Below are 20,177 nucleotides of genomic sequence, written 5' to 3'. Positions count from 1 at the left end.
CCTAAACAATGTTGGACAACGTGGCATCGCCCGAGCGGCCGAGCGGATCGATGACGCGCACGGACACGCTGGTCAGTGCGCCGGCCGGCACGGCGTTGGCATCAAAGGCTTGCCATGTCTGCGCCACCGGGTCATAACTGAACGGCAAATCCAGCTTGCGGGGCCGTGCGCCTTTTTCAATGCGCCACGCATCGAAGCGGAAATTGCCCATCATGGTGCCTTGCAAAGTTTGCGCGGGCGGCGGCGTCACCGTGATATTCAAGCCGCCGCCTGCCGCGCTGACGGACACGTGCTGCACGGGCGGCGGCGCGCCTTTCGGCACCGACGCCAGCTTGACGGGGCCGCTGGCGTCGCCCCATTCACCGGCCACCAGCACGGGATCGGCGCCGGGCGGCGATTCGCCCTGCACTTCCACCACGAAGCGGTAATTGACCCACGGTTTCAACGGCTGCGGCGCGACGATGTCGAAACTGTGGCCTTCATCAGTCGATTCCAGGTCCGCAGGCTGCAGCACCCCGGACAACACGGTCGGCATGCGCAGCGGATCGGCGCCGGCTGTCGACGTGCGCCGCAGTCGCCACGCTTTCGGCGCGCTGGCGCCATGCGGCACGCGCACGCGCAGGGTCACGCCATGTTCGACCGGGTTCTTGCCCGGCACGTTGACGACGGCCACCAGCGGCTGCCCCGGCCCGCCCACGTTTGGCACACCGAAGGCAAACATGGAACTCTTGGACAATTCCGACAAGCCGCCATTCGGCCCTTCCGCCACCACGCGGTAAAACACGGCCACATTCAAGCCGGCCGACACGCGGTGCGTGAAATGCACCTTGCCATCGGCGCCCGCATGCAGCGGTTCCGGCGTGATCATTTCAAAGTGGTCCCAGCTGAACAGGTTCTTGTGGTCGACCAGCAGGCCGGCGCGGTCATTGATCAGCGCCAGGTTGCGCAAGTCGTCGGCCAGGCCGCTGTCGATGCCATCGAGCGCTTTCTGCAGCGTGGATTCCGTGCTGGTGTACACGCGGTAGCCGACGCCGGGTGCACCGTTAAACGAAAACTCCGCGCGCGCATGGCCCATCGCATCAGGCCGCGACGTGTACGTTAATGGCCGGATAATGACGGGCGCTTCCGGCGGACGCGGATCCGTGATGGTTTTGTTGGCCGGATAGGCATTCAACGATTCATGGTTCAGCACATCACGCCAGCGCGCCGTGTAACTGACCTTGATCTGCTGCGCTGGATACAATGCAGGCCCGGTGCGCGTAATGACCAGCAATTGCTGTGGATGGCCGGGCGCGCTGGACGGATCGAGTTCCAGCTTGGCCTGATTGCCCGGCGTATTCGGCAAGTTCGCCAGGTCATAGTAGGCGCTGGCGGCAGGGTTGGCGCCAAACGTTTCCAGCAGCACCAATCCCGTCAATTCCGCGCCGCCGGCTGGCAATTCCGCAATGTTCGGCAGCGGGATGCGGATTTCTATCGTGCCGGCCAGCAGCCCGGCCGGCGGATCGGCGGGCGGCGGTGCAAACACGGGCGGCGACGGGAAAATCAGCAGCGCGGGACGCATTGGCGCCGTGCGCTGCTTGGCGGGCGCTGTGCGCTTGCCCCAGCCGGACCAGCGGCCAAACCAGTCGCCCCTGGCGATGCGGTAATCAATCGCGCCCGGTGCGCCGTTGCGGTCTTCCATGCGCGCTTCGCCTGCTTCGGCCGGGTCTTCCGGCTGCGTCACGATCCACGGCAGCGGCGTGCCGGGCGGCGCGGCATTGCTGCCAAAGGCCATGCGCTTGCCATTGGCAAAGGCGTGCAGCGTGCGTTCGCCGTACTGGTCATGGGCCGCCACGGCTGCCACCGACGGCGCCTGGAAACCTTTGGCCAGCAGGCGCAATGCGCGCCGCACATTCGGTGGCGGCGGGGTGCCAAGCCAGCCACGGTCATCGCACGAGGCAATCACGGGGGCAGCCATGCCCTGCGGCGGGTAACCGGCGAAAGCCACGGCGCACTGCGTCAAATCCAGGTACGGGATATCTTCGGCAGGCGGGATCTTGAATTGCTCCAGTTCCGGGAACTGGGCCAGCGCATCGGCCTTGCCCGTGCGCAGGGCGCCGAGGAACGACATGGCTTCAGCCTTGGTCCACGCCGCGCTATTCCAGCGGAACAAGCCGCGTATGCGGTACAGCACCAGCGAACCGTCCGGCGCTTTCACGTCGCGGTCCACGTCGCCCAGGCCCAGCAAGTGGCCCAGGTCCGGATCGATGGAACTGGCCAGCAGCGACGTTTCTATGCCCACACCCATTTCGCCGGGCTGGGAACCGGCTGCCTGGTTGCTGATGGCTTGCTGGTCGCGCAAATCCCACGTGGCCTCTGACAAGTCGTGCAGCAGGGTCTTTAGCCATTGATCGATGCGGGGGCGCACTTGCGCCACGCGCTGCGCCGCCTCCGCGCCGCCCGCAGCGGGCGCCGACGCGGGACTGGCTGCCGTGTACGCGACGTACATGGGCTGGCGCGTGACGGCGGCGCGGTCAACGCGGTGCCCGGCTTCCGAATCGGCATTCGGTGGCGGCGTGTAGCGGGGCGCCGGATCAACGGGCAAGCTCCACCACTCCCAAAACCGCCCTTCGCCATGGCGCTGCACGGCTGTCGCATCGATCCAGCGGATACCCGCCACATAGCCGCTGCCGCGCACGCGGATGCGGGGGATGAACCAGTGGCACAGCGCATATGGGTCGCGGTTGTCGGACTGGATCACGGTCGGACCATGTTCCGTATCGGCCAGCGCTTCGAATACCAGTCCCTGCGCCACGGCGGCCAGGGCGCCCGTGGTGATGGCGGTATGGGCCACACCGGCAATCGTGATGGCCGGCGCGACGTTCGCAGTGTGCGGCGCGGCGATGGGTACCGGCGTGGGGGCCAACGTCGGCGCAGCAATCGGCCCGATGGTCGGCCGTGGTATCGGTCCAATGGTGGGCCGCGGGACCGGACCGATGGTGGGCCTTGGGAATGGCGTCAGGGTAGGCGCCAGCGTGGGGCCAAAGGTGGGCGCCGACGTAGGGAACGTGGTCGGAGCAAACGTCGGCGCAGTGGTGGGGGCCGATGTCGGCGCTGACGTTGGAGCGGTCACCGGCCGCACCAGCAGCCGCGCCCAGATCACATCCGGTTCGCTGAAATAGCCATACACGGGGTTGTCCGGCGTAACGGTGAACGGCAGTGACAAGGTGTTGCCCTGGCTGTCGATCCACACGACGCCATCGTTGCGCGCCATTTGTTCCAGCACGCCGGCGGGGATGATGGTGCGCGTCACCATCAGCGGCGTGGCGGGCAGGCCGAGGCGCGGCGCCGGCAGGCAGCGCACGTGGATGCCGGGCGGCAGGTGGCTATCGCCAACGCCATCGATGGCGCCAGCTATCCATGCCCATGCGGGAGCGAGTGTGCTCATACGGACGTCTCCTTCATCACAATTCAAGCGCCACGGTGGCGGGACGGTTGAAGATCTGTATCTGGCCTGACGCGCCGGCAGCGCCATGCTCGCGGAACTTCAATTCGATATCGAACAGGCGGCTGGTCAGCGCCGGACGCGGCGCCGAAGCCCCCGCCACGAACAGCACTCGCGTACCGGCCGCGTTGCGCACCACTTCCTTCAGCGAGCTGCCCAGCTTGGAACGTGATGAACTCCATTGCGGCTGGCCATTGACGATGATTTGCGTATCGTCCGTGTGGAACACCTCCAGCGACCCAATTTCCAGCCGCGGTTTCGGTTCCGGCTCGTTCAGGGCGCCCGTGCGCATGCCGGCGCGCCACACCGGTTCATCGGCTTCCAGCAGCACGCCGGCGATTTCCCACGGCGTCGCCGCCACGCCCGTCTGGCGCCAGATCACCGTCGTGCGCGGCGCGGGAGGCAGCGGCCATGGGTCCATGCCGCAATCGCGCAGCGCTTCATCGAGCGCCGCGTCGGACACCACGGGCTCGCTCTGCGCCGCATATTTCGCTTGCAGGTTGAAGGTGGTGATGGCGTCGTTCGGCGTGCCGCCATCCGGCGCCGGTTCAAAGCCCAGCGCGCGCAGCATGCCGGTCGGATTGTGGTAGCGCGACGTGCGGAAGTGGCTGCGCGCCACCAGCACTTCTTTGACGCTGCTGTCGCCCGGCTTGACGGTATTGAGCAGCAAATCATATTCGCTGTTCGGCACCAGGTCCGCAATCACCGTGACCTTGGACGCGCCGCTGCCGGGATTGACGTTCAGGCAAGGCAAGTCATCGAGCACTTGCTGGATTTGCGCATCCACCACGGTCCACGCATCGGTCGTCACTTGCCACAGCGGGTTGTCGGCCACGTAGCCCGGCAAGGCGGGATCGTCGCGCGTCACGTCGAGGATGTGGCGGCTGCCATCGACGTGCAAGCCGTAGCCATGCAGCGAACCGGCAGGCGGACGCGTATGGTAGACCTTGACCTTCAATTCGCGGCCATCGTACTTGCTGACCAGCGACCGCAAATGGTCGACGCGGAACCAGAAGCCGATCGGATCGTCGAGGAAGTGCGGCGGATCTTCATGGGTCGGCGACACATGCGTGACGTAGCGCGCCAGCCCGCGCGGATCAAACGTGCGTTCATCGAAACCGGGGCCGCCCTGCGCCGGATCCATGTCCAATGTCGTGGTCTGCGCCGATGGCAGGCTGTTTGGATCCGTCACGCCAAAGGCCGCCGTATTGAACGTGAATTCTTCCGTGCCGCCCGCCAGCCAGCCGCCTGCCGATGGCGGCAGCGGATCGTCATCGGGCTTCTGGGCTTGCCAGCCCTGGTATTCCCACGTGACGCACACCTTGTAGCTGCTGGCCGCATCGAGCGCCGTCTCTTTGCCCGGCTCATTGTTGTTCTGGTTTTGCGTCTGGTCTTGCACCCACGCGATCAAGCCATCCTGGAACGCCTGGTCGTCGTGCTGCGCCTGCCATGCTTCCTGCGTCAGGCCGCACAGCGCCACGAGGCTGACGTTACCCCGGAACCATGGCGCCACTTCGATCCGCCTCCACGCCTTGCCATCCTTGCGCGGAGGCAGTTTGTAGCGGTACACGCGGCACGGCAGCCGGCTGGTTTCCTTGAACGGCACCGGTTCACCCTGCAGCGCCACTACGCCATGCTGTTCATCGATGGCCGTGACTGTCAAAGCCTGCGCGGCTTCCACCGCCACCAGGTCATACAGCGACAATGGCGTGGTGCGGACAGTCTGTGCGCCCCAGCATACCGTGTGCAGCAGCGGCGGCTGTTTGGCTTCCATGTTGCGGTCAATGAGGATTTGCGCAATGCCCGCATGGCGCAAGGTCAGCCACTGGCGGCCCGGGCCCTGGCTTTGCACGCGGTCCAGCACATTGCCCGACGCATCCATCGCCACCAGCATGACCCAGCCTGGGTTGTTGCTGGTGGTGGGCGTCTCTTCCGGCGTGACTTCAGCCGCCACTTCATCGACGGGCGCCGACAAGTGCATGCCTGCCACCTTGCTCAACAGGGCCGCCACCCATTCGCTGCCCGCTTTGCGGCCAAGCATCCTGCCTTCGTACCTGGCGCCGGAAGCGCCCGCGAACCTGCTGTACTCCCCTTCTTTTTCCGGCATGCGGTCGCACACGCGGCCCTCGTGTTCCGGTTCGCCGGCCGCCCCCCAGCACACGGTATAGACAAGGATAGGCAGCAAGCCCATGGTGGCTTCCAGCCGGATTGCCACGATGCCCTGACCCGGCAGCGTCAGCCACTGGCGGCCCGCTTCACGCGTCTGGATGCGGGCCACGGCGTTTCCATTGGCGTCGAATGCCGTCAACAGCACGGAATCCTTGCCCGGATCGAGGTTGACGGCCACTTCATCGACGGCGCCTGCGGCATGGCGGCCCTGCAACACGCTGTACAGGCGCACCACGCGTTCGCTGCCTTCCGCCACGCATTCCATCTTGCCTTCATAGACGGCGCCGGACGCGCCCGTGAACGTGGAAATCGTGCCGTCATGGGCCGGCATGGTGTCGCACACGCGGCGTGTGGGCGGCGGCAGCGCGCCCTTCTCGATGCACACTTGCAGCAGCAATTCGCCTTCCAGCAAAGTCTTCGACAAATCGAAGGCCAGCGGCGCCGTGCACGCCATCGCGCCCTGCTTGCGGAACGCCGGGAAGCGCCAGCCCTGCGTGATTGGCATGCCTTCATGCACGATGGTCCCCGCCAGCGGCGCCACGGCGCCCGGCACATAGTTAAAGCCTGCGGCGGAACCGAGCGCAATCAATGTGCCCAGCGTGTAGTGGCTGTCGAGTTTTGCCACGGCCTTGAATTTGCTGGGGTATGGCGTGTTGGCAGGCGGCACGGCAATGAAGGCGCCGAAGCCGTCGTATGCCCACACGCGGTCCTTGCCCAGCGCGCACGACGGCACGGCGGCCGGACGGGGATCGCACAGCTGGCCAAAGGTTTCAGCCGGATTGCCGGGCACATTTTGCGATTCCGGCGTCAGCCAGCGCGCCCATGGCGCCGGGTCGATAGTCCACAGGCCCAGTTCACGCCCCTCTTCGCTGCTAGGCGGAATACCGTCCGGCGCCGCTTCAATCAGCGCCTTGCGGTGTGTCGGCAGCCACCACGCGGACGGGAACGGGCCGGCCACGGGCTGCCACTGCGCGCCATCCCACTTCTGCAACTCGACCTTCGTGATGCGGTACGCATATTTCAACTGGTTGGAACCGCTCCACGCCGTCAGCGCGGCCGGCGCAGGCACTTCGCGCGTAAAGGTGGCGCCCGGATCCAGGTCCGCCACATAGTGCGTGAATTTCAGTACGCCCACGGTATCGGGCCACACCGATGGCACGTCGCCGCTGCCATTGACGGCCGCCTTGCCTTTGACGATGGCCAGGTGGTCAACCAGGTCCATGCCGGAAATCGGCGCGGCTGGTTTCGGGATGGCCGAACTGGAGTCATTGCCGATTTCAATATCGACACAGCCGGAAATCTCAAACAGCCAGCAATCAATCGATGCGCAGAAGTGGCCCTTGGCATACGGGTCCTTGCCTTCTTCAATGCGGAAGTAAAGCCAGCCATTGACGTCCAGTGTGACGACCACCAGGTCCAGCGAACCGGCCACGCCGGCCGCGCCAGCGCACAGCAATGGCTTCGTGCCCAGGCCGACCAGGAGGAAGGCGGAAATCTCCAGCGAGAATGGCCCCGCTTCCCAGCGCAAATCAAAACCTGCGCCAAAGCCGATCGAGAAGCCGTCGAAGTCCAGCGCGGGAAGGTTGGCCCACGATGGAATCAAGGTGCCGCCCAGGTGCTTCAATTCGCGCTCTTCAAACATCAGGAAGGCCCACGCCTTCACGTCCAGCACTTCGGGGAACAGCACGATGGTGACCGGGTCGCCCGCGCGGCCCGGGCCATTGTCGCTGCCGACGCGGATGTACCACGCCTGGTTGCTGCCCGCCAGCGGGAAATAGGCGGAAATCGGCACCTTCAATTCCAGCACTTTGGGAATCTTGTACGTGGTGCGCACGGCGATCATCAGCGCATCGGGTTCAATCACCACCATGCCGAGGATGCGCGTGGACGAACCGCTGTTGCTGCCTTGCGCCGTGGCCTGGCTCTTGCGCTGCGTGATCAAGTGCGCGTCGATGCTGAACACGACGGAAATATCCGGGAAGCCCAGCGTCAGCGCCCCTTCCGCATTAAAGCTGAAACCGCCGTCCGGCAAGGTGCCGATGACGGCGCCCACGCCAAACGCAAACTGGCCCGACAAGCGCTTGTATTTTTTATCGGGCTGCAAGCCATACCATTGCAGCTGGCGTTCCACCGGGTCCGGATGCGTGCACGCAGTCAAGTCGCGCGTGCCATTGGCTACGAAGCGGCCCATGAAGCCAAACAAGCCAAAGCCGGTGCCGCCCAGCGGAATACCGACCGGCAGCTGGATACCCACTTCGACAGACACGAAATCATGGTCAACGGCCAGTGCGCCGTACGCCGACAGCTTGGCGGGGATCACTTCCAGCGCCAGCATGGCGCGGAAAGCGCCGCCATCGCCGATCGTCACGGAACCCTTGCCGTTCAGGGTGTTCGGCACTTCCACGACGGCCGTCAAGCCGCGCAATTCCACGGCGGATTTATCCGGTGTGCTTTCAAAGCGCATGCGGATCACGGCGCCTTCGAGGCGGATCACGCCGAGGTCGATGGCGAATTCCAGGTCGAATTCCATCCAGTCGGAACCGTTGCCCAGGCGGCTGGACGCCACGCGGATCAAGTCGCCCAGCGGACCGCCCAAGGTCCATGTGCCCGGATCGACCACCTGCACCGACAAATTTTTCATGCACAGGCTGATGTCTTGCAGCCCGCCCGTATTGTTGCCATCGAACTGGATGCCGACGCCCTGGTACTTCAGCTTCAAATTGCCCTGCACGACAAATACGCCGGTTATGCCGGTCTTGATGCGCAAGTCCACCGTGTAATCCGTGGTGGCGGCAGCATGCGGCGCGCCATTCCACTTGTACGACAGCGTGAATTTTTCAAACACGACGCTGCCGTGGTGGTCGCCCGGCCCCGCATCCTTGTTGATGAACAGGCCGATCACGGCGCCCGCTGCAATGCAGGCGAGGCCGCCGACGAAGTCGCCCGCTTCCGTGCCCGTGATATCGGCTTCGTCAAGCTTGGCCGCCAGCGCGGGGCCGAATGCCAGGCCGCTGGCCCACACGTCGCTGATCAATTGCAGCTTGCCATACGGGATGCTGAGCGCGCCGGTGGCTTCCGTCTGGCCCGTGCTGGCGTCATACGCCCAGTTCAGCAGCACTTCCCAGTAATCAGGGCCGCCCGGCTGCGTGGACGACAGCGCCGGCTGCTGGCCGCCGACAGTCGGCATGTTGGTGTCGGTTGGACGCCAGCGCACCTTGGCTTCCGCCAGCGTGGGAATGAAATCCGCCGCCCCCGTGGCGGACGGACTGTCCCAGCGCACTTTTACGGTGATGCGGTAATCGTTTTGCGCATTGCTAGGCGTGGTGGTGACAATTTGCGTGATGGGGCCATCGGCGCCCGGCACCAACATGGTCACACGCGAACTGCGGCCATCCGGTCCCGGCAACGATGGCTGCTGTTGCTGGCCCGCTTCAATGGCAAATATTTCCGCGCAGCGGTAGCCGGCGCGGTCCATGTCCGCTTTCGCCAGCGCATGCTGGCCGCTCTGGATATTGTCGGTCGCGTCGCGCGTCCAGTCATGGCGCCACACGGGCGTGCCATTGGCGCCCGTTTGCAGGTATGGCTGGCCATCGGGCGCATTCCCCGGCGGCAGCGCCAGGCGGCGCGTGTCGATCATGCGCTGCGGCGCGCCTTGCAGCACGGTGGGCCAGTTCACAGGCGCTTCCGTCTCGCGGCGTCCCATGACGCGGACCGGGTCGTTGACGACCGCCAGCACGGCAGCCATCGCACGCTCCTTGCGCTGGTCCGCCAGGTCATTGTTATGCTGTTCGTTGGCGCTCTGGTTGGCGCCATACCATAAGTCATCGGTGCGGCCCACCACATAGAACTTGCGGTCCGCGCCCGGATTGGCCGCTTCCAGCCCCGCAATCCACGCGGCAATTTGCTGTTCCAGCGTGGCGCCCGGCGGGCCATTGCGGCCCTGGAAATTGATTGCCATCGGATAGGCGAGCGCCTGGTGCTTTTGCAAAGTCTGTCCGGGCGGCGCGGCCGTGACATTTTCATCTTCATTCTTGACGGCGATCGGCGTGGATTCGCCATATTCGTACAGCACTTGCACGGTGCGCGTGATGAAATCCTGCGTGGGCGGCACGGGGATCGGCGTATTGTCGCCAGACGGCACCAGCACTTCGACTTCCGCATCGGTGCCCTGCTGCGCCGTGACTTTGGCGCCTGCCAATGCCGCCGGGACCGGGGCCGTCGAGCGGGCGCCCGTCGTGTGGTATTCGCGCGCCAGGAACGTATCGCTGACGCGGGTCGGCTGCAGCGGCGACGCCTCGCCTTCCAGCGTGACCAGGCCGGCCGAAGTGGGCGTGGCGGTTTCCTGGTGGCCGATGGCCAGCGGGCCGGCCGGCGTCACATCGATGCGGATGCGGCGCACGCCTTGCGTATCGCCCGGCTCGCCATTGTCATCGGTGACCAGTAATTCAAACGGGCCGCTGCCGTTGGGCAGCCCTGCCAGGTTAAACGTGGACGCGGAACGCGCCACCACGGGCACGCTGCCGCCGCCCAGCGTCCAGCGCACGGCAATAGCCTGGCCGCGCGTTTCCAGCGCCACTTGCCGCAGCAAGTGCGCGGGGCCCCGCAAGTGCAGCACGTTGTGGCGCAGCGGGCCGCCATTGGCGGTGGCGTCAATGACCGGTGGCGCGCCACTGGGGCTGCCGCTCTGGCGCGGGAACGTCACGGTGATTTGCTGCAGCTCCGTCTGGCCGGATGGGATCGCACTGGGCAGGCTGGGTTGCGGCGCAGGCTGGCCTACCAGGGTGGCATCGGCCACGCGCAGCCGGTAGCGCAGCACGGCGTCGGTCGGCGCATCGAACCACGGCGTCGTATCGCTATTGCCTTCGATGCCGCCGGGGATTTCCCACCACACGCCGATGACTTTCATGTCAGCCACGCCGCCGCCAATCGATGCATTCAAATTGAACTTGGCGCGCACGCGCTGCAATTGCGCCTGCGGCCCGGTCGGCACGGCGTACGCATACAGCGGCGGATTAGGCTGCACGGACACGCCCGTCAAGTTGCCCGCATTGAGCTGTTCGATGGTCAAAAAGGTATTGAGCTGCTGCGGGAAATCCTTGCTGAAATCCGCCGCGATTTCACCCTGCATGCCGAACGGGACGCCGACCAGCAAATCGCGTCCGCCCACCGTCATGTTGTCAACCAGCGGCGTATTTAAGGGCAGGAAGAACGTCAATTCCTTGAGCGACACGCCCATGAAACTTTCATCCTTGCCGCGCGCTTCGATTTCCGCCGGAGTGAAGGTGGGCGACACGTCGGCCACCAAGGTATCAAGCTTGAAACCGAATTGCGAATTGCCGATCACGGCCGTGTTCGGCTGCATATTGGCCCGCACCACGCCGCCGGACGGCGCATTCGGGTCCAGCGGGTCGGGCGCATCCATCAATTGCACCAGCGTGCCGGCCCCGTTGCCGCTGATGCGCAACACGCACGATGCCTGCAGCGTGACGCGGCGCGCGGCCGGCGGACCGCCTGCCGCCTGCAGCGACGGCGTTTTCATGGGGTCGCTGCTGTTGATGGTGGCCGCGTTCAAGCCCGGCAAAATCACGGACACGGGATTGACCTTGATGTCGAGCGCCCATTGCACGGGGATGTCTTCCTGCACGAAGCCGCCCGGCGCCGGTGCACCGCCCGACGTGGCAGGGAATGGCGCCGCGCGCGTGACGGACAGGCGGAATGGCAAACCGGTCGATACGCCCGGCACGCTCAAGATCCAGTTGGCCGTGTTCAGGTCGAACTGGTCGGCAATGGATTGCAGCGTCCCCTCGTGCAGGTAAAAGCCGGGACTGGCCGTGGAGCGATGATCAACGATGTTGAGCAAGGCAATTTGTTCAAGGATGCCGTCTGGAACAACCGGCGCCAGGCCCGTCGTCATCGGCAACAAGTCCAGTATGTTCATCCCCCTGCGCACGCTCATGGCATCTCCCCGGCTGATCAGTGAGTGCAATCATGAACGAAAAACAATGGAAAAACTATCACATTGCTACAACACAAACATTGTGAAATGCAAGTCACAGCATATTGATCTCATCCATATACTGCGCGGGTTTCTTTGCTTCCATTAGGAATGAATTGTTAAATTTTCGCAATTAGATGCAGGAATCTTGACTCTCATCAAGCATTGAGCGACTATCAATTACTACCCCTTGTCGGAGCCGCGCATGTTGCAGGCCAGGTCCCGTTTAATGGCCGGCTTCTTTGCCGGTGTCTTAAGCAGCATTGCCGCCTTGCCATGCGCGATGGCGGAAGTGCTGTTTTATCCGCGCCCGGAAAGCCTGGACGATGCGCGCGGCGATTACCCGTTCCAGTTGCTGCAACTGGCGCTGATCAAAGCAGGCAGCGGCCAGCAAGTCGTCATGTCGCCGCACTATATGCAGCAAAACCGCTCGATCATCGAAGTGGCGAAAGACACGGGTAAAGTCCACATCACGGCCACCATGACATCCGTGGAACGGGAACAGCAACTGCTGCCAGTCCGTATCCCGATCAGCAAAGGCTTGATCGGCTGGCGGCTGCTGCTGGTGCGGCACGGTGAGCACAACCTGTATCGTGATGTCCGCGCCGTGGCCGACCTGGCGCCTTACAGAGTGGCGCAAGGCCATGACTGGCCGGACCTGGCAATCTTGCGCGCCAATGGCGCCGACCCGGCGCCCGTGTCCAGCTACAACAGCCTGTTCGGCATGCTGAAAGCAGGCCGCATTGATTACCTGCCCCGCTCCGTGCAGGAAATCTGGGCGGAAGCGGCGCACCATCCGGACCTGGCGATTGAACCCTACCTGGTGCTGCGTTATCCGGCCGCCGACTATTTCTTCGTCAACCGCAACAATACCAGGCTGGCCGAGCAAATCCGGCTGGGGCTCGAAGCAGCCATTGCGGACGGCTCCATGGACCAGCTGTTTTACCGCCATTACGGCGCGCTGCTGCGCGAAGCGGCGCTCGATAAGCGGCGCGTGATTGAATTGGCCAATCCTTTGCTGCCGCCGGAAACGCCGCTGGCGCGCAAGGAATTGTGGTTCCGGCTGGAAGACTTGAAAAAAGTGCCTTGATTACTGTGCCAGCAGGCGCAGCCTGGCGATATCGAGGATTTCAATCCCGCCCCGCACCAGCGCAATGGCGTGCTGCGCTTCGAATTGCTTGAGGATTTGATTGACGGTCTGGCGCGACAGCGACAGCATCAGCGACAGCTGTTCTTGCGGCACGTGCAGCATGCGGCGGTTGCGGTCTTTCCAGTCGCCATAGCCTTCGGCCATCGTGACCAGCCGGCGCGCCAGGCGGGCGCTCGCTGGCAGCAGCGCGGTTTCTTCCATCACCATGAACGTCAGCCGCAGCTTGTGCGTCATCAGCAGCGCCAGCGCGCGCCAGTGCACAGGCTGCGCATCCAATAGCGCCAGCAATGGCTGCTGCGGCACGTGCAGCAAGGTCACGTCACCTTCCGCCCACGCATCGTGCGTGCGGGGCTGGCCATCGAACAGTGAAATTTCGCCAAACCAGTGCGGCGGCTCCACCAGCGCCAGCACGGCTTCCTTGCCGGTTTCCGACAAGCCGCCCACACGCACGGCGCCATCGACAATCGCATACATGCCGTCGGGCGCGTCGCCGCGTGCAAACAGGCGCTGGCCGCTGCGCAAACGGCGCACGTGCGCCAGCGCCAGCAACTGGTCTTGCAGCGCGGGTTCCAGCGCGTGGAACCAGCTGCCCGTGCGCAGCAGTGCGCGGTAGCCGGCCGGAGTGTGAGTGTTCATGCGGCCATTTTACGGCTTGTGTCGGCTACCCGACAGCGCCGCCGCGCCGTGAAACGCATGATGCGCTTTCCCACCTTTTGGAGACGCCCATGAAAACCATCACCGAACAATTATCGGCCTACGCGGCATACCACCGCGACAAGCGCAACATCGCCACGCATTTCATCGGCATCCCGATGATCGTGGCGGCCGTGGCCATCCTGCTGTCGCGCCCCGCGTTCCATGCAGGCGGCATCACGCTGTCTGCCGCCACAGTGCTGGCCATGGCGGCGGTGGCGTATTACTTCATACTGGATCTCGGCTTCGGCGTCATCATGGCGGCGCTGATGGTGGCAGCCTTATGGCTGGGGCAATGGAGCGCCGCGCAAGACACGGCCACGTGGCTGATGCTGGGCGTGGGCGGCTTCGTCGTGGGCTGGACCTTCCAGTTTATCGGCCATTACTACGAAGGCCGCAAACCCGCGTTTGTCGACGACCTCAGCGGGCTGATTATCGGGCCGCTGTTCGTCGTGGCGGAAGCGCTGTTCGTGCTGGGCCTGTATAAAGGACTGGAAGCCGATATCGTGCGCCACGCGGGAGCGTTGCGCAGCGCACGGTAAGGGTCAGGCGCCGGGATAGGCTGCGTCGATTTGCTGGATGATTTTCTGGCTGAGCGCGATGTACTTCTGGTAGCGCTCGTACAACTCAGGAGAAGTAGCCATACGGCGCAGCAAGCGCTTGGCCTTCGGTGTCGTCAGCGCCGCGTAAAGCTGCGCCGGTTCATCACCCTGATCCAGCGAAATGTCCATATAAGCGCGCAGCTTTTCCTGGCTCGTGCGCCAGAAGTTCTCGGAAGATTGTATGGAAGGCAGCAACGCCTGATGCAAGTCCAGGATGTCATTCAACAGGGCGGCATCTTCAATATTTGTCAGCTTGCCGGCGCTTTTGAATCCTTCAAAGCGGCTGCGCTCCGGCTTGAAAAAGCGGTTCGTATCCATCAGCGCATACGCCTGCATGAATTTCTCGCCATCCGGACGGCCTTTCGGATCCAGCGCTGCAAGGTATTTGTAATTGGCGTCGGCTTCGTGGTAAGACTGCGCCAGGCCCGCCAGGTTGGCCGCATCGTTCGCCAAATCAGCTTTTAGGCCCAGCAGGAATGATTTCACCTGCTGCTGTTCATGGCGGTGCTCGCTCATGCTGTGGAACCAGATACTGATGCTGACGGCGAACACGATGATGGCGATTTCCAGCGCGATTTCCCGCAACTTGTGGCCAATCCCGTGTTCCTTGGCGACCGCCATGTGGATCACATTCTTGCCGTGCTTGGCCACTTCCAATTCCGCCATCTGATTATCCATTTGCAAAAAAGCAAAATGATAACGCATTGCAATATCGGCAAGCCAAAAAAAATGCGCCCGGGAGACTCAACCCGGGCGCATTGTTGATGCAGAAATGCTACAGCTTAGTTCGCCAGACGCTTTTCAATCGCCGCCTTGGTTTCCACCAGCTCTTTCGGCAAGTGGTAAGCCAGCTTGTCGAACAGTTCTGCGTGCAATTTCAATTCTTCCTGCCACGCTGCCTTGTCGATCGACGTGATCTGGTTGAACTGTTCTTGCGTGAAGTTCAGGCCGTCCCAGTTCAAGTCGCCGAATTCCGGCGTCGTGCCAAACACGTTTTCCACGCCGCCGGCTTTGCCTTCGATGCGGTCCAGCATCCACTTCAGTACGCGCATGTTGTCGCCGAAGCCTGGCCACACGAACTTGCCTTCGGCATCGGTACGGAACCAGTTGACGCAGTAGATCCTCGGCGCAGCCGCGCCGATTTTCTCGCCCAGGTTCAGCCAGTGCTGGAAGTAGTCGCTCATGTTGTAGCCCATGAATGGCAGCATGGCGAATGGATCGCGGCGTACCACGCCTTGCTGGCCAGCGGCAGCAGCGGTGGTTTCCGAACCCATGGTGGCAGCCATGTACACGCCTTCCACCCAGTTGCGCGCTTCAGTGACCAGCGGCACGGTGGTGGAACGGCGGCCGCCGAAGATGAAGGCGGAAATCGGCACGCCGGCTGGATCATTCCAGGCCGGGTCGATCACCGGGTTCTGCGTGGCAGCCACGGTGAAGCGCGCGTTCGGGTGCGCAGCCTTGGTGCCGGACGCAGGCGTCCAGTCTTTACCTTGCCAGTCGATCAGGTGCGCAGGCGCTTCCTTGGTCAAGCCTTCCCACCACACGTCGCCGTCATCGGTCAGCGCCACGTTGGTGAAGATGGTGTCTTCGCCCAGGCAAGCCATGCAGTTCGAGTTGGTCTTGGTGTTGGTGCCCGGCGCCACGCCGAAGTAGCCGGCTTCCGGATTGATCGCGTACAGGCGGCCATCGGCGCCCGGCTTGATCCATGCAATGTCGTCGCCAATGGTGGTGACTTTCCAGCCATTGAACGATGCCGGCGGAATCAGCATGGCGAAGTTGGTCTTGCCGCAAGCCGATGGGAATGCCGCTGCCACGTAGTGCTTTTTGCCTTCCGGCGATTCCACGCCCAGGATCAGCATGTGTTCTGCCAGCCAGCCTTTGCCGCCCTGCTGCGCTTCCTGGAAACCCATGTTCGATGCGATACGCAGTGCGAAGCACTTCTTGCCCAGCAGCGCATTGCCGCCGTAGCCCGAACCGTACGACCAGATTTCACGCGATTCCGGGAAGTGCACGATGTATTTGGTGCTGTTGCATGGCCATGGCACGTCCTTCTCGCCGGCAGCCAGCGGCGCGCCCACGGTGTGCACGCATGGCACGTAGTCGCCATCGGCGCCCAGCACGTCGAACACAGCCTTGCCCATGCGGGTCATGATGCGCATGTTGACGGCAACGTATGGCGAATCCGACAGTTCCACGCCGATGTGCGCAATCGGCGAACCCAGCGGGCCCATCGAGAATGGCACCACGTACAGCGTGCGGCCAGCCATGCAGCCATCGAACAGGCCGTTCAACGTGGTGCGCATTTCAGCCGGGGCCATCCAGTTGTTGGTCGGGCCGGCGGCTTCCTTGGTTTGCGAGCAGATGAACGTACGGTCTTCCACGCGGGCCACGTCGGTCGGGTCCGAGCACGCCAGGTAAGAATTCGGACGCAGTTCCGGATTCAGTTTTTTCATGGTGCCGGCGGCAACCATTTCACCGCACAGGCGGTCATATTCTTCCTGCGAGCCATCGCACCAGTAGATGCGGGCAGGACGGGTCAGCGCCGCGATTTCGGCAACCCAGTTAATAAGACCTTGATGCTTGACGTAAGCTGGGACGTTCAGGGCTGCAACGCCACCCATGATGGGCTGATTCATAGTACCTCCAATGCCAATAAAGAATTCTTTGTCTTGTCCCGGCACGGCAGGATCGTCGTCAGCTTTTGGCTATGCGCTCAGGAAGGCATTTCAGTATGCTTCGGCGGTACGGCGGTCTTGTCGGTGCGCCTGGAAAAATTCACGGGCGCCCAGTCCATATTATGCATCCGGACTGATGGAACGTATTGCGCAGACCCGCTGTTGGGTCTGAAATCTGCGCCGATTGTACACCTGTCATCGGCCGATTCCGACAGAAATGTAGGAGAATTGGTTGACTTTTGTAGTAGGCTATTTGGTTGATTTTTGAATCCTGTTATTACACTACGAAATGATGTTTCTTCTTTGTCAACACCTATGAAAATTGCCATTCTCGACGATTATCAGGAAGCAACTCGTAGCCTTGAATGCATGAAATTGCTTGAAGGACACGATGTCAAAATCTTCAATAATTCCCCCAAAGGCGTGGGCCAACTGGCCGCCCGGCTGGCGCCGTTTGACGCGCTGGTACTGATCCGCGAGCGCACGTCATTTAACCGGGCGCTGCTGTCAAAATTGCCTAATTTGAAGCTGCTTTCCCAGACGGGCAAGGTCAGCGGGCACATCGACGTGGCGGCCGCCACGGAATTGGGAATCGCCATTGCAGAAGGCGTGGGCTCGCCCACGGCGCCAGCAGAATTGACGTGGACGCTGATCATGGCTGCCCAGCGCAAGATCGTGCCGTATGCGATGCATTTGAAAAACGGCCTGTGGCAAACGTCGTCGTCGCTGCCGGAATACAACACGGTGGGCACCGTCCTCAAAGGCCGCACGATGGCGATCTGGGGCTACGGCAAAATCGGCAAGCTGATTGCCGGCTATGCCAAAGTGTTTGGCATGCGCGTGATGGTGTGGGGCAGCCAGTCCAGCCGTGATGCCGCAGTCGCCGATGGCTATAGCGCTGCTGAAACGCGCGAACAATTCTTTGAACAGGCCGATGTGCTGACCTTGCACTTGCGGCTGGCCGATGCTACGCGCGGCATCGTCACAGCGGACGATTTGCAGCGGATGAAACCCACCGCACTGTTCGTCAATACGAGCCGTGCGGAACTGGTGGCCGAAGGCGCGCTGGAAGCATCGCTGCGCGCGGGCCGCCCCGGTGCGGCCGCGCTCGATGTATTTGAACAGGAACCGCTGCAGCCGGACTCGATTTTGCTGAAAGTGCCGAACGTGCTGGCCACGCCGCATTTGGGCTACGTGGAAAAAGACAGTTATGAACTGTATTTCAATGCGGCATTTAAAAATGTCGTGGCCTTTGCACAAGGCACACCGGCCGGCATCCTGAATCCGGAATACGCGGCCAACGCCAGGCAGTAATCAGCCAAAGCGGACGGCGTACACGGGCGGCATATTTTGTGAAATCGTGCGCCAGTAATCGCCGCCGTTCGACGACAGCCACACGCTGCCTGTCGTCGATGCCATCAGCAAGGTCTTGCCATCGTCCGCCACCACTAAACCGTGGCGGTACACGAGGTCATAGCAATGGTCCTGCGGTAAGCCGTTGCGCTGCACGGTGAAGCTTTGGCCGCCATCCGAGGTGCGGGTGGTGGCCATCGCCGCATCGACCGGGATGCGCTGCTGGTCTGCCACGCCCGGCGCAAACCACGCCGTCTCGCCATCGCGCGGATGCACGGCCACGGCAAAACCAAAACTCGATAAGGGCGCCGTGACTTCCGTCCACGTGGCGCCATTGTCGATGGAGCGCCAGATACCGCTGTGATGCTGGCACCACAGCTTGTCCGGCTCGGCCGGGCAGCGCACGATGCGGTGCGGGTCTTGCACGACGCCCTGGTCCATCATGTCGGGCGGCATGTAGCGCGCCTGCATGCCTTGCGCGCGCAGCGCCCACGTGGCGCCGCCATCCGTCGTCAGCCACGCGCCCGCGCACGAAATGCCGATCAATACGCTGCGGCTGTTGCGGGGATCCACGCAAATACTGTGGATGCCCGGCGTGTCATAGCCGCCGCCAAACCAGTCGGGGCGCCCCGGCATATTCCATAATGACTCCACCAGTTGCCACGAATCGCCGCGGTCGCTGGAGCGGAACAGGCCGCCCGGCAATGTTCCCGCCCACAACACACCCGGTTCATCCGCGCCGCCGGCTTCCAGCGACCAGATTTGCCTGAGTTTCCATTCCGTCTTGTCCGTGCTATCGGCCGGCTTTTCCGGATACACAGGCACACTGATTTCCGTCCACTCGGCACTGCCCGCATCGCGCCGGTGCAGCTTGGCGCCGAAGTGGCCCAGGTTCAGCGCCGCATAGACGGTGCCGTCGCGCGCATCGGGCAAGACCATGCTGACCGGCTCGCCTAAAAAGTGGCGGGCGTCGATTTCCCATTCGCCATTTTTATTCGCCAGTTCAAACAAGCCTTTGCGGGTCGCGATATACGCGCGGTCTGTCATGTCAGCCTCCGGATAATGCCTGCAAAATATAAATTTTCGAATCAGGCTGCAGCGCATCATCCAGCAACACCCGGTCGCGGCTACGCTTGCCATCAATAAAAATCACGACGTTTTCACGCAAATGCCCCTGGTCATCCAGCACGTACGCGCGCAGCCGCGCATTCCCGGCAAACGCGCCATCGAGCGCGCTGCGCAAGTTGCTTGCCTGCGTCGATAATTCCGGCACCGGCAAAAAACGCGCGAGTTGTTGGGTGAAAATAATTTGCGCCAAGGTAAGTCCTAGAATGAGGATGCCCGCCCTAAAGGCCCTGCACCTTTGTCTGAATGGAAATTCTAGCGCGGTTTATCGCGGCTTAGCGCTAAAATAAAATCACGGCAACTCTGAAAGCCACACATGGCAATCACCCCGCAAGACTTGCAATCTTTAATGCAGGAAGTGGAGCAGGAAGACCCGATCGACTTTGCCGACTTGCCGTTCGACGAGCATGAATTGCGCGCGCTGGTGGCCAACCACTTGTGTGAAATGGCCGATGCGATGGAGTCATTCAGCGAGGAAGACCGGCGCCTGACATTGCTGGCGGTGGCCGCCAAGCTGGTGCTGGAAAATATGGTGCTGCACATCCAGCTGCTGCGCCGCCACGGCTTGCCGATGAGTGAAACAGCAAATGCGCTGCTGAGCAGGCTGCGCGAAGGCAAAGATCCGGGCAGCGGCGAATCATAGCGTCAGCGGCTGATTTGGCGGGCGGCCGGCACGTTCAGCACGACGTCGGTTTCCGCCACCGCCACGCACGGCAAGATCAAGCCTTCCTGTTTTTCTTCGCGGCTGACGCCGGGCCATTCGATCAGGTAGCGGATGGCGCCGCTTTCCAGCTTGCACAGGCACGTGCGGCACGTGCCATTGCGGCATGAACTGGGCAAGCGGATACCGCCCTGCTCCGCTGCTTTCAACAATGCCGTGGCGCCGTCCGCGTCAAACGTCCAGCCTTGCGACGCCAGCGTGGCGCGCATG

At 62.9% G+C, this 20,177-nt stretch carries 12 protein-coding genes; 4 read left to right on the top strand and 8 right to left on the bottom strand.

From position 1 onward, the window contains the following. Nucleotide 1: 1 nt before the first annotated feature. Together GM668_RS11035 and GM668_RS11030 are read right to left on the bottom strand one after the other, a co-directional pair. Nucleotides 2-3,427, bottom strand: coding sequence for a hypothetical protein (locus GM668_RS11035; RefSeq protein ID WP_155438998.1), 3,426 nt, complete (start codon nucleotides 3,425-3,427; stop codon nucleotides 2-4). 16 nt (nucleotides 3,428-3,443) lie between these two features. Then, complete coding sequence (locus GM668_RS11030; RefSeq protein WP_155438997.1) at nucleotides 3,444-11,609, bottom strand: hypothetical protein; 8,166 nt, start codon at nucleotides 11,607-11,609, stop codon at nucleotides 3,444-3,446. 244 nt (nucleotides 11,610-11,853) lie between these two features. Between GM668_RS11030 and GM668_RS11025 the strand changes: the two genes are divergently transcribed. Next, nucleotides 11,854-12,738 carry a substrate-binding periplasmic protein gene (locus GM668_RS11025; protein ID WP_229499174.1) on the top strand — a complete coding sequence of 295 codons (885 nt, stop codon included), beginning with the start codon at nucleotides 11,854-11,856 and terminating at the stop codon, nucleotides 12,736-12,738. Here GM668_RS11025 and GM668_RS11020 read toward each other — a convergent pair whose 3' ends face one another. Next, nucleotides 12,739-13,434, bottom strand: a complete 696-nt coding sequence (locus GM668_RS11020; protein ID WP_155438996.1) for a Crp/Fnr family transcriptional regulator — start codon at nucleotides 13,432-13,434, stop codon at nucleotides 12,739-12,741. It lies immediately after the preceding gene. 89 nt (nucleotides 13,435-13,523) lie between these two features. On the opposite strand from GM668_RS11020, the gene GM668_RS11015 reads away from it, so the two are divergent. After that, entirely contained in the window at nucleotides 13,524-14,033 is a 510-nt protein-coding gene (locus GM668_RS11015) for an Mpo1 family 2-hydroxy fatty acid dioxygenase (protein ID WP_155438995.1), read from the top strand. 3 nt (nucleotides 14,034-14,036) lie between these two features. Here the strand turns inward: GM668_RS11015 and GM668_RS11010 are convergent, their stop codons facing one another. Together GM668_RS11010 and GM668_RS11005 are read right to left on the bottom strand one after the other, a co-directional pair. Next, nucleotides 14,037-14,759: a hypothetical protein gene (locus tag GM668_RS11010; RefSeq protein WP_155438994.1), complete on the bottom strand. Its 723-nt coding sequence runs from the start codon at nucleotides 14,757-14,759 to the stop codon at nucleotides 14,037-14,039. 116 nt (nucleotides 14,760-14,875) lie between these two features. Next, on the bottom strand, nucleotides 14,876-16,729 hold the full coding sequence (locus tag GM668_RS11005) for a phosphoenolpyruvate carboxykinase (GTP) (protein ID WP_155438993.1): 1,854 nt from the start codon (nucleotides 16,727-16,729) through the stop codon (nucleotides 14,876-14,878). 354 nt (nucleotides 16,730-17,083) lie between these two features. Between GM668_RS11005 and GM668_RS11000 the strand changes: the two genes are divergently transcribed. Next, complete coding sequence (locus GM668_RS11000) at nucleotides 17,084-18,082, top strand: D-2-hydroxyacid dehydrogenase family protein (RefSeq protein WP_155438992.1); 999 nt, start codon at nucleotides 17,084-17,086, stop codon at nucleotides 18,080-18,082. Here GM668_RS11000 and GM668_RS10995 read toward each other — a convergent pair whose 3' ends face one another. Together GM668_RS10995 and GM668_RS10990 are read right to left on the bottom strand one after the other, a co-directional pair. Further along, nucleotides 18,083-19,168, bottom strand: coding sequence for a WD40/YVTN/BNR-like repeat-containing protein (locus tag GM668_RS10995; protein WP_155438991.1), 1,086 nt, complete (start codon nucleotides 19,166-19,168; stop codon nucleotides 18,083-18,085). It abuts the gene before it with no gap. 1 nt (nucleotide 19,169) lies between these two features. Beyond that, entirely contained in the window at nucleotides 19,170-19,439 is a 270-nt protein-coding gene (locus GM668_RS10990; RefSeq protein WP_155438990.1) for a ubiquitin family protein, read from the bottom strand. Between the two features lie 123 nt (nucleotides 19,440-19,562). On the opposite strand from GM668_RS10990, the gene GM668_RS10985 reads away from it, so the two are divergent. Continuing rightward, nucleotides 19,563-19,889 carry a hypothetical protein gene (locus GM668_RS10985; protein WP_155438989.1) on the top strand — a complete coding sequence of 109 codons (327 nt, stop codon included), beginning with the start codon at nucleotides 19,563-19,565 and terminating at the stop codon, nucleotides 19,887-19,889. Between the two features lie 2 nt (nucleotides 19,890-19,891). On the opposite strand, the gene GM668_RS10980 is transcribed toward GM668_RS10985, so the two are convergent. Beyond that, nucleotides 19,892-20,176: a 2Fe-2S iron-sulfur cluster-binding protein gene (locus GM668_RS10980; protein WP_155438988.1), complete on the bottom strand. Its 285-nt coding sequence runs from the start codon at nucleotides 20,174-20,176 to the stop codon at nucleotides 19,892-19,894. Nucleotide 20,177: the final 1 nt, after the last annotated feature.

The organism is Pseudoduganella ginsengisoli, from assembly GCF_009720865.1.
In the GTDB taxonomy this organism is placed as follows: Bacteria; Pseudomonadota; Gammaproteobacteria; order Burkholderiales; family Burkholderiaceae_D; genus Rugamonas; species Rugamonas ginsengisoli.
This window is presented reverse-complemented; position numbering and strand designations above follow the sequence as displayed.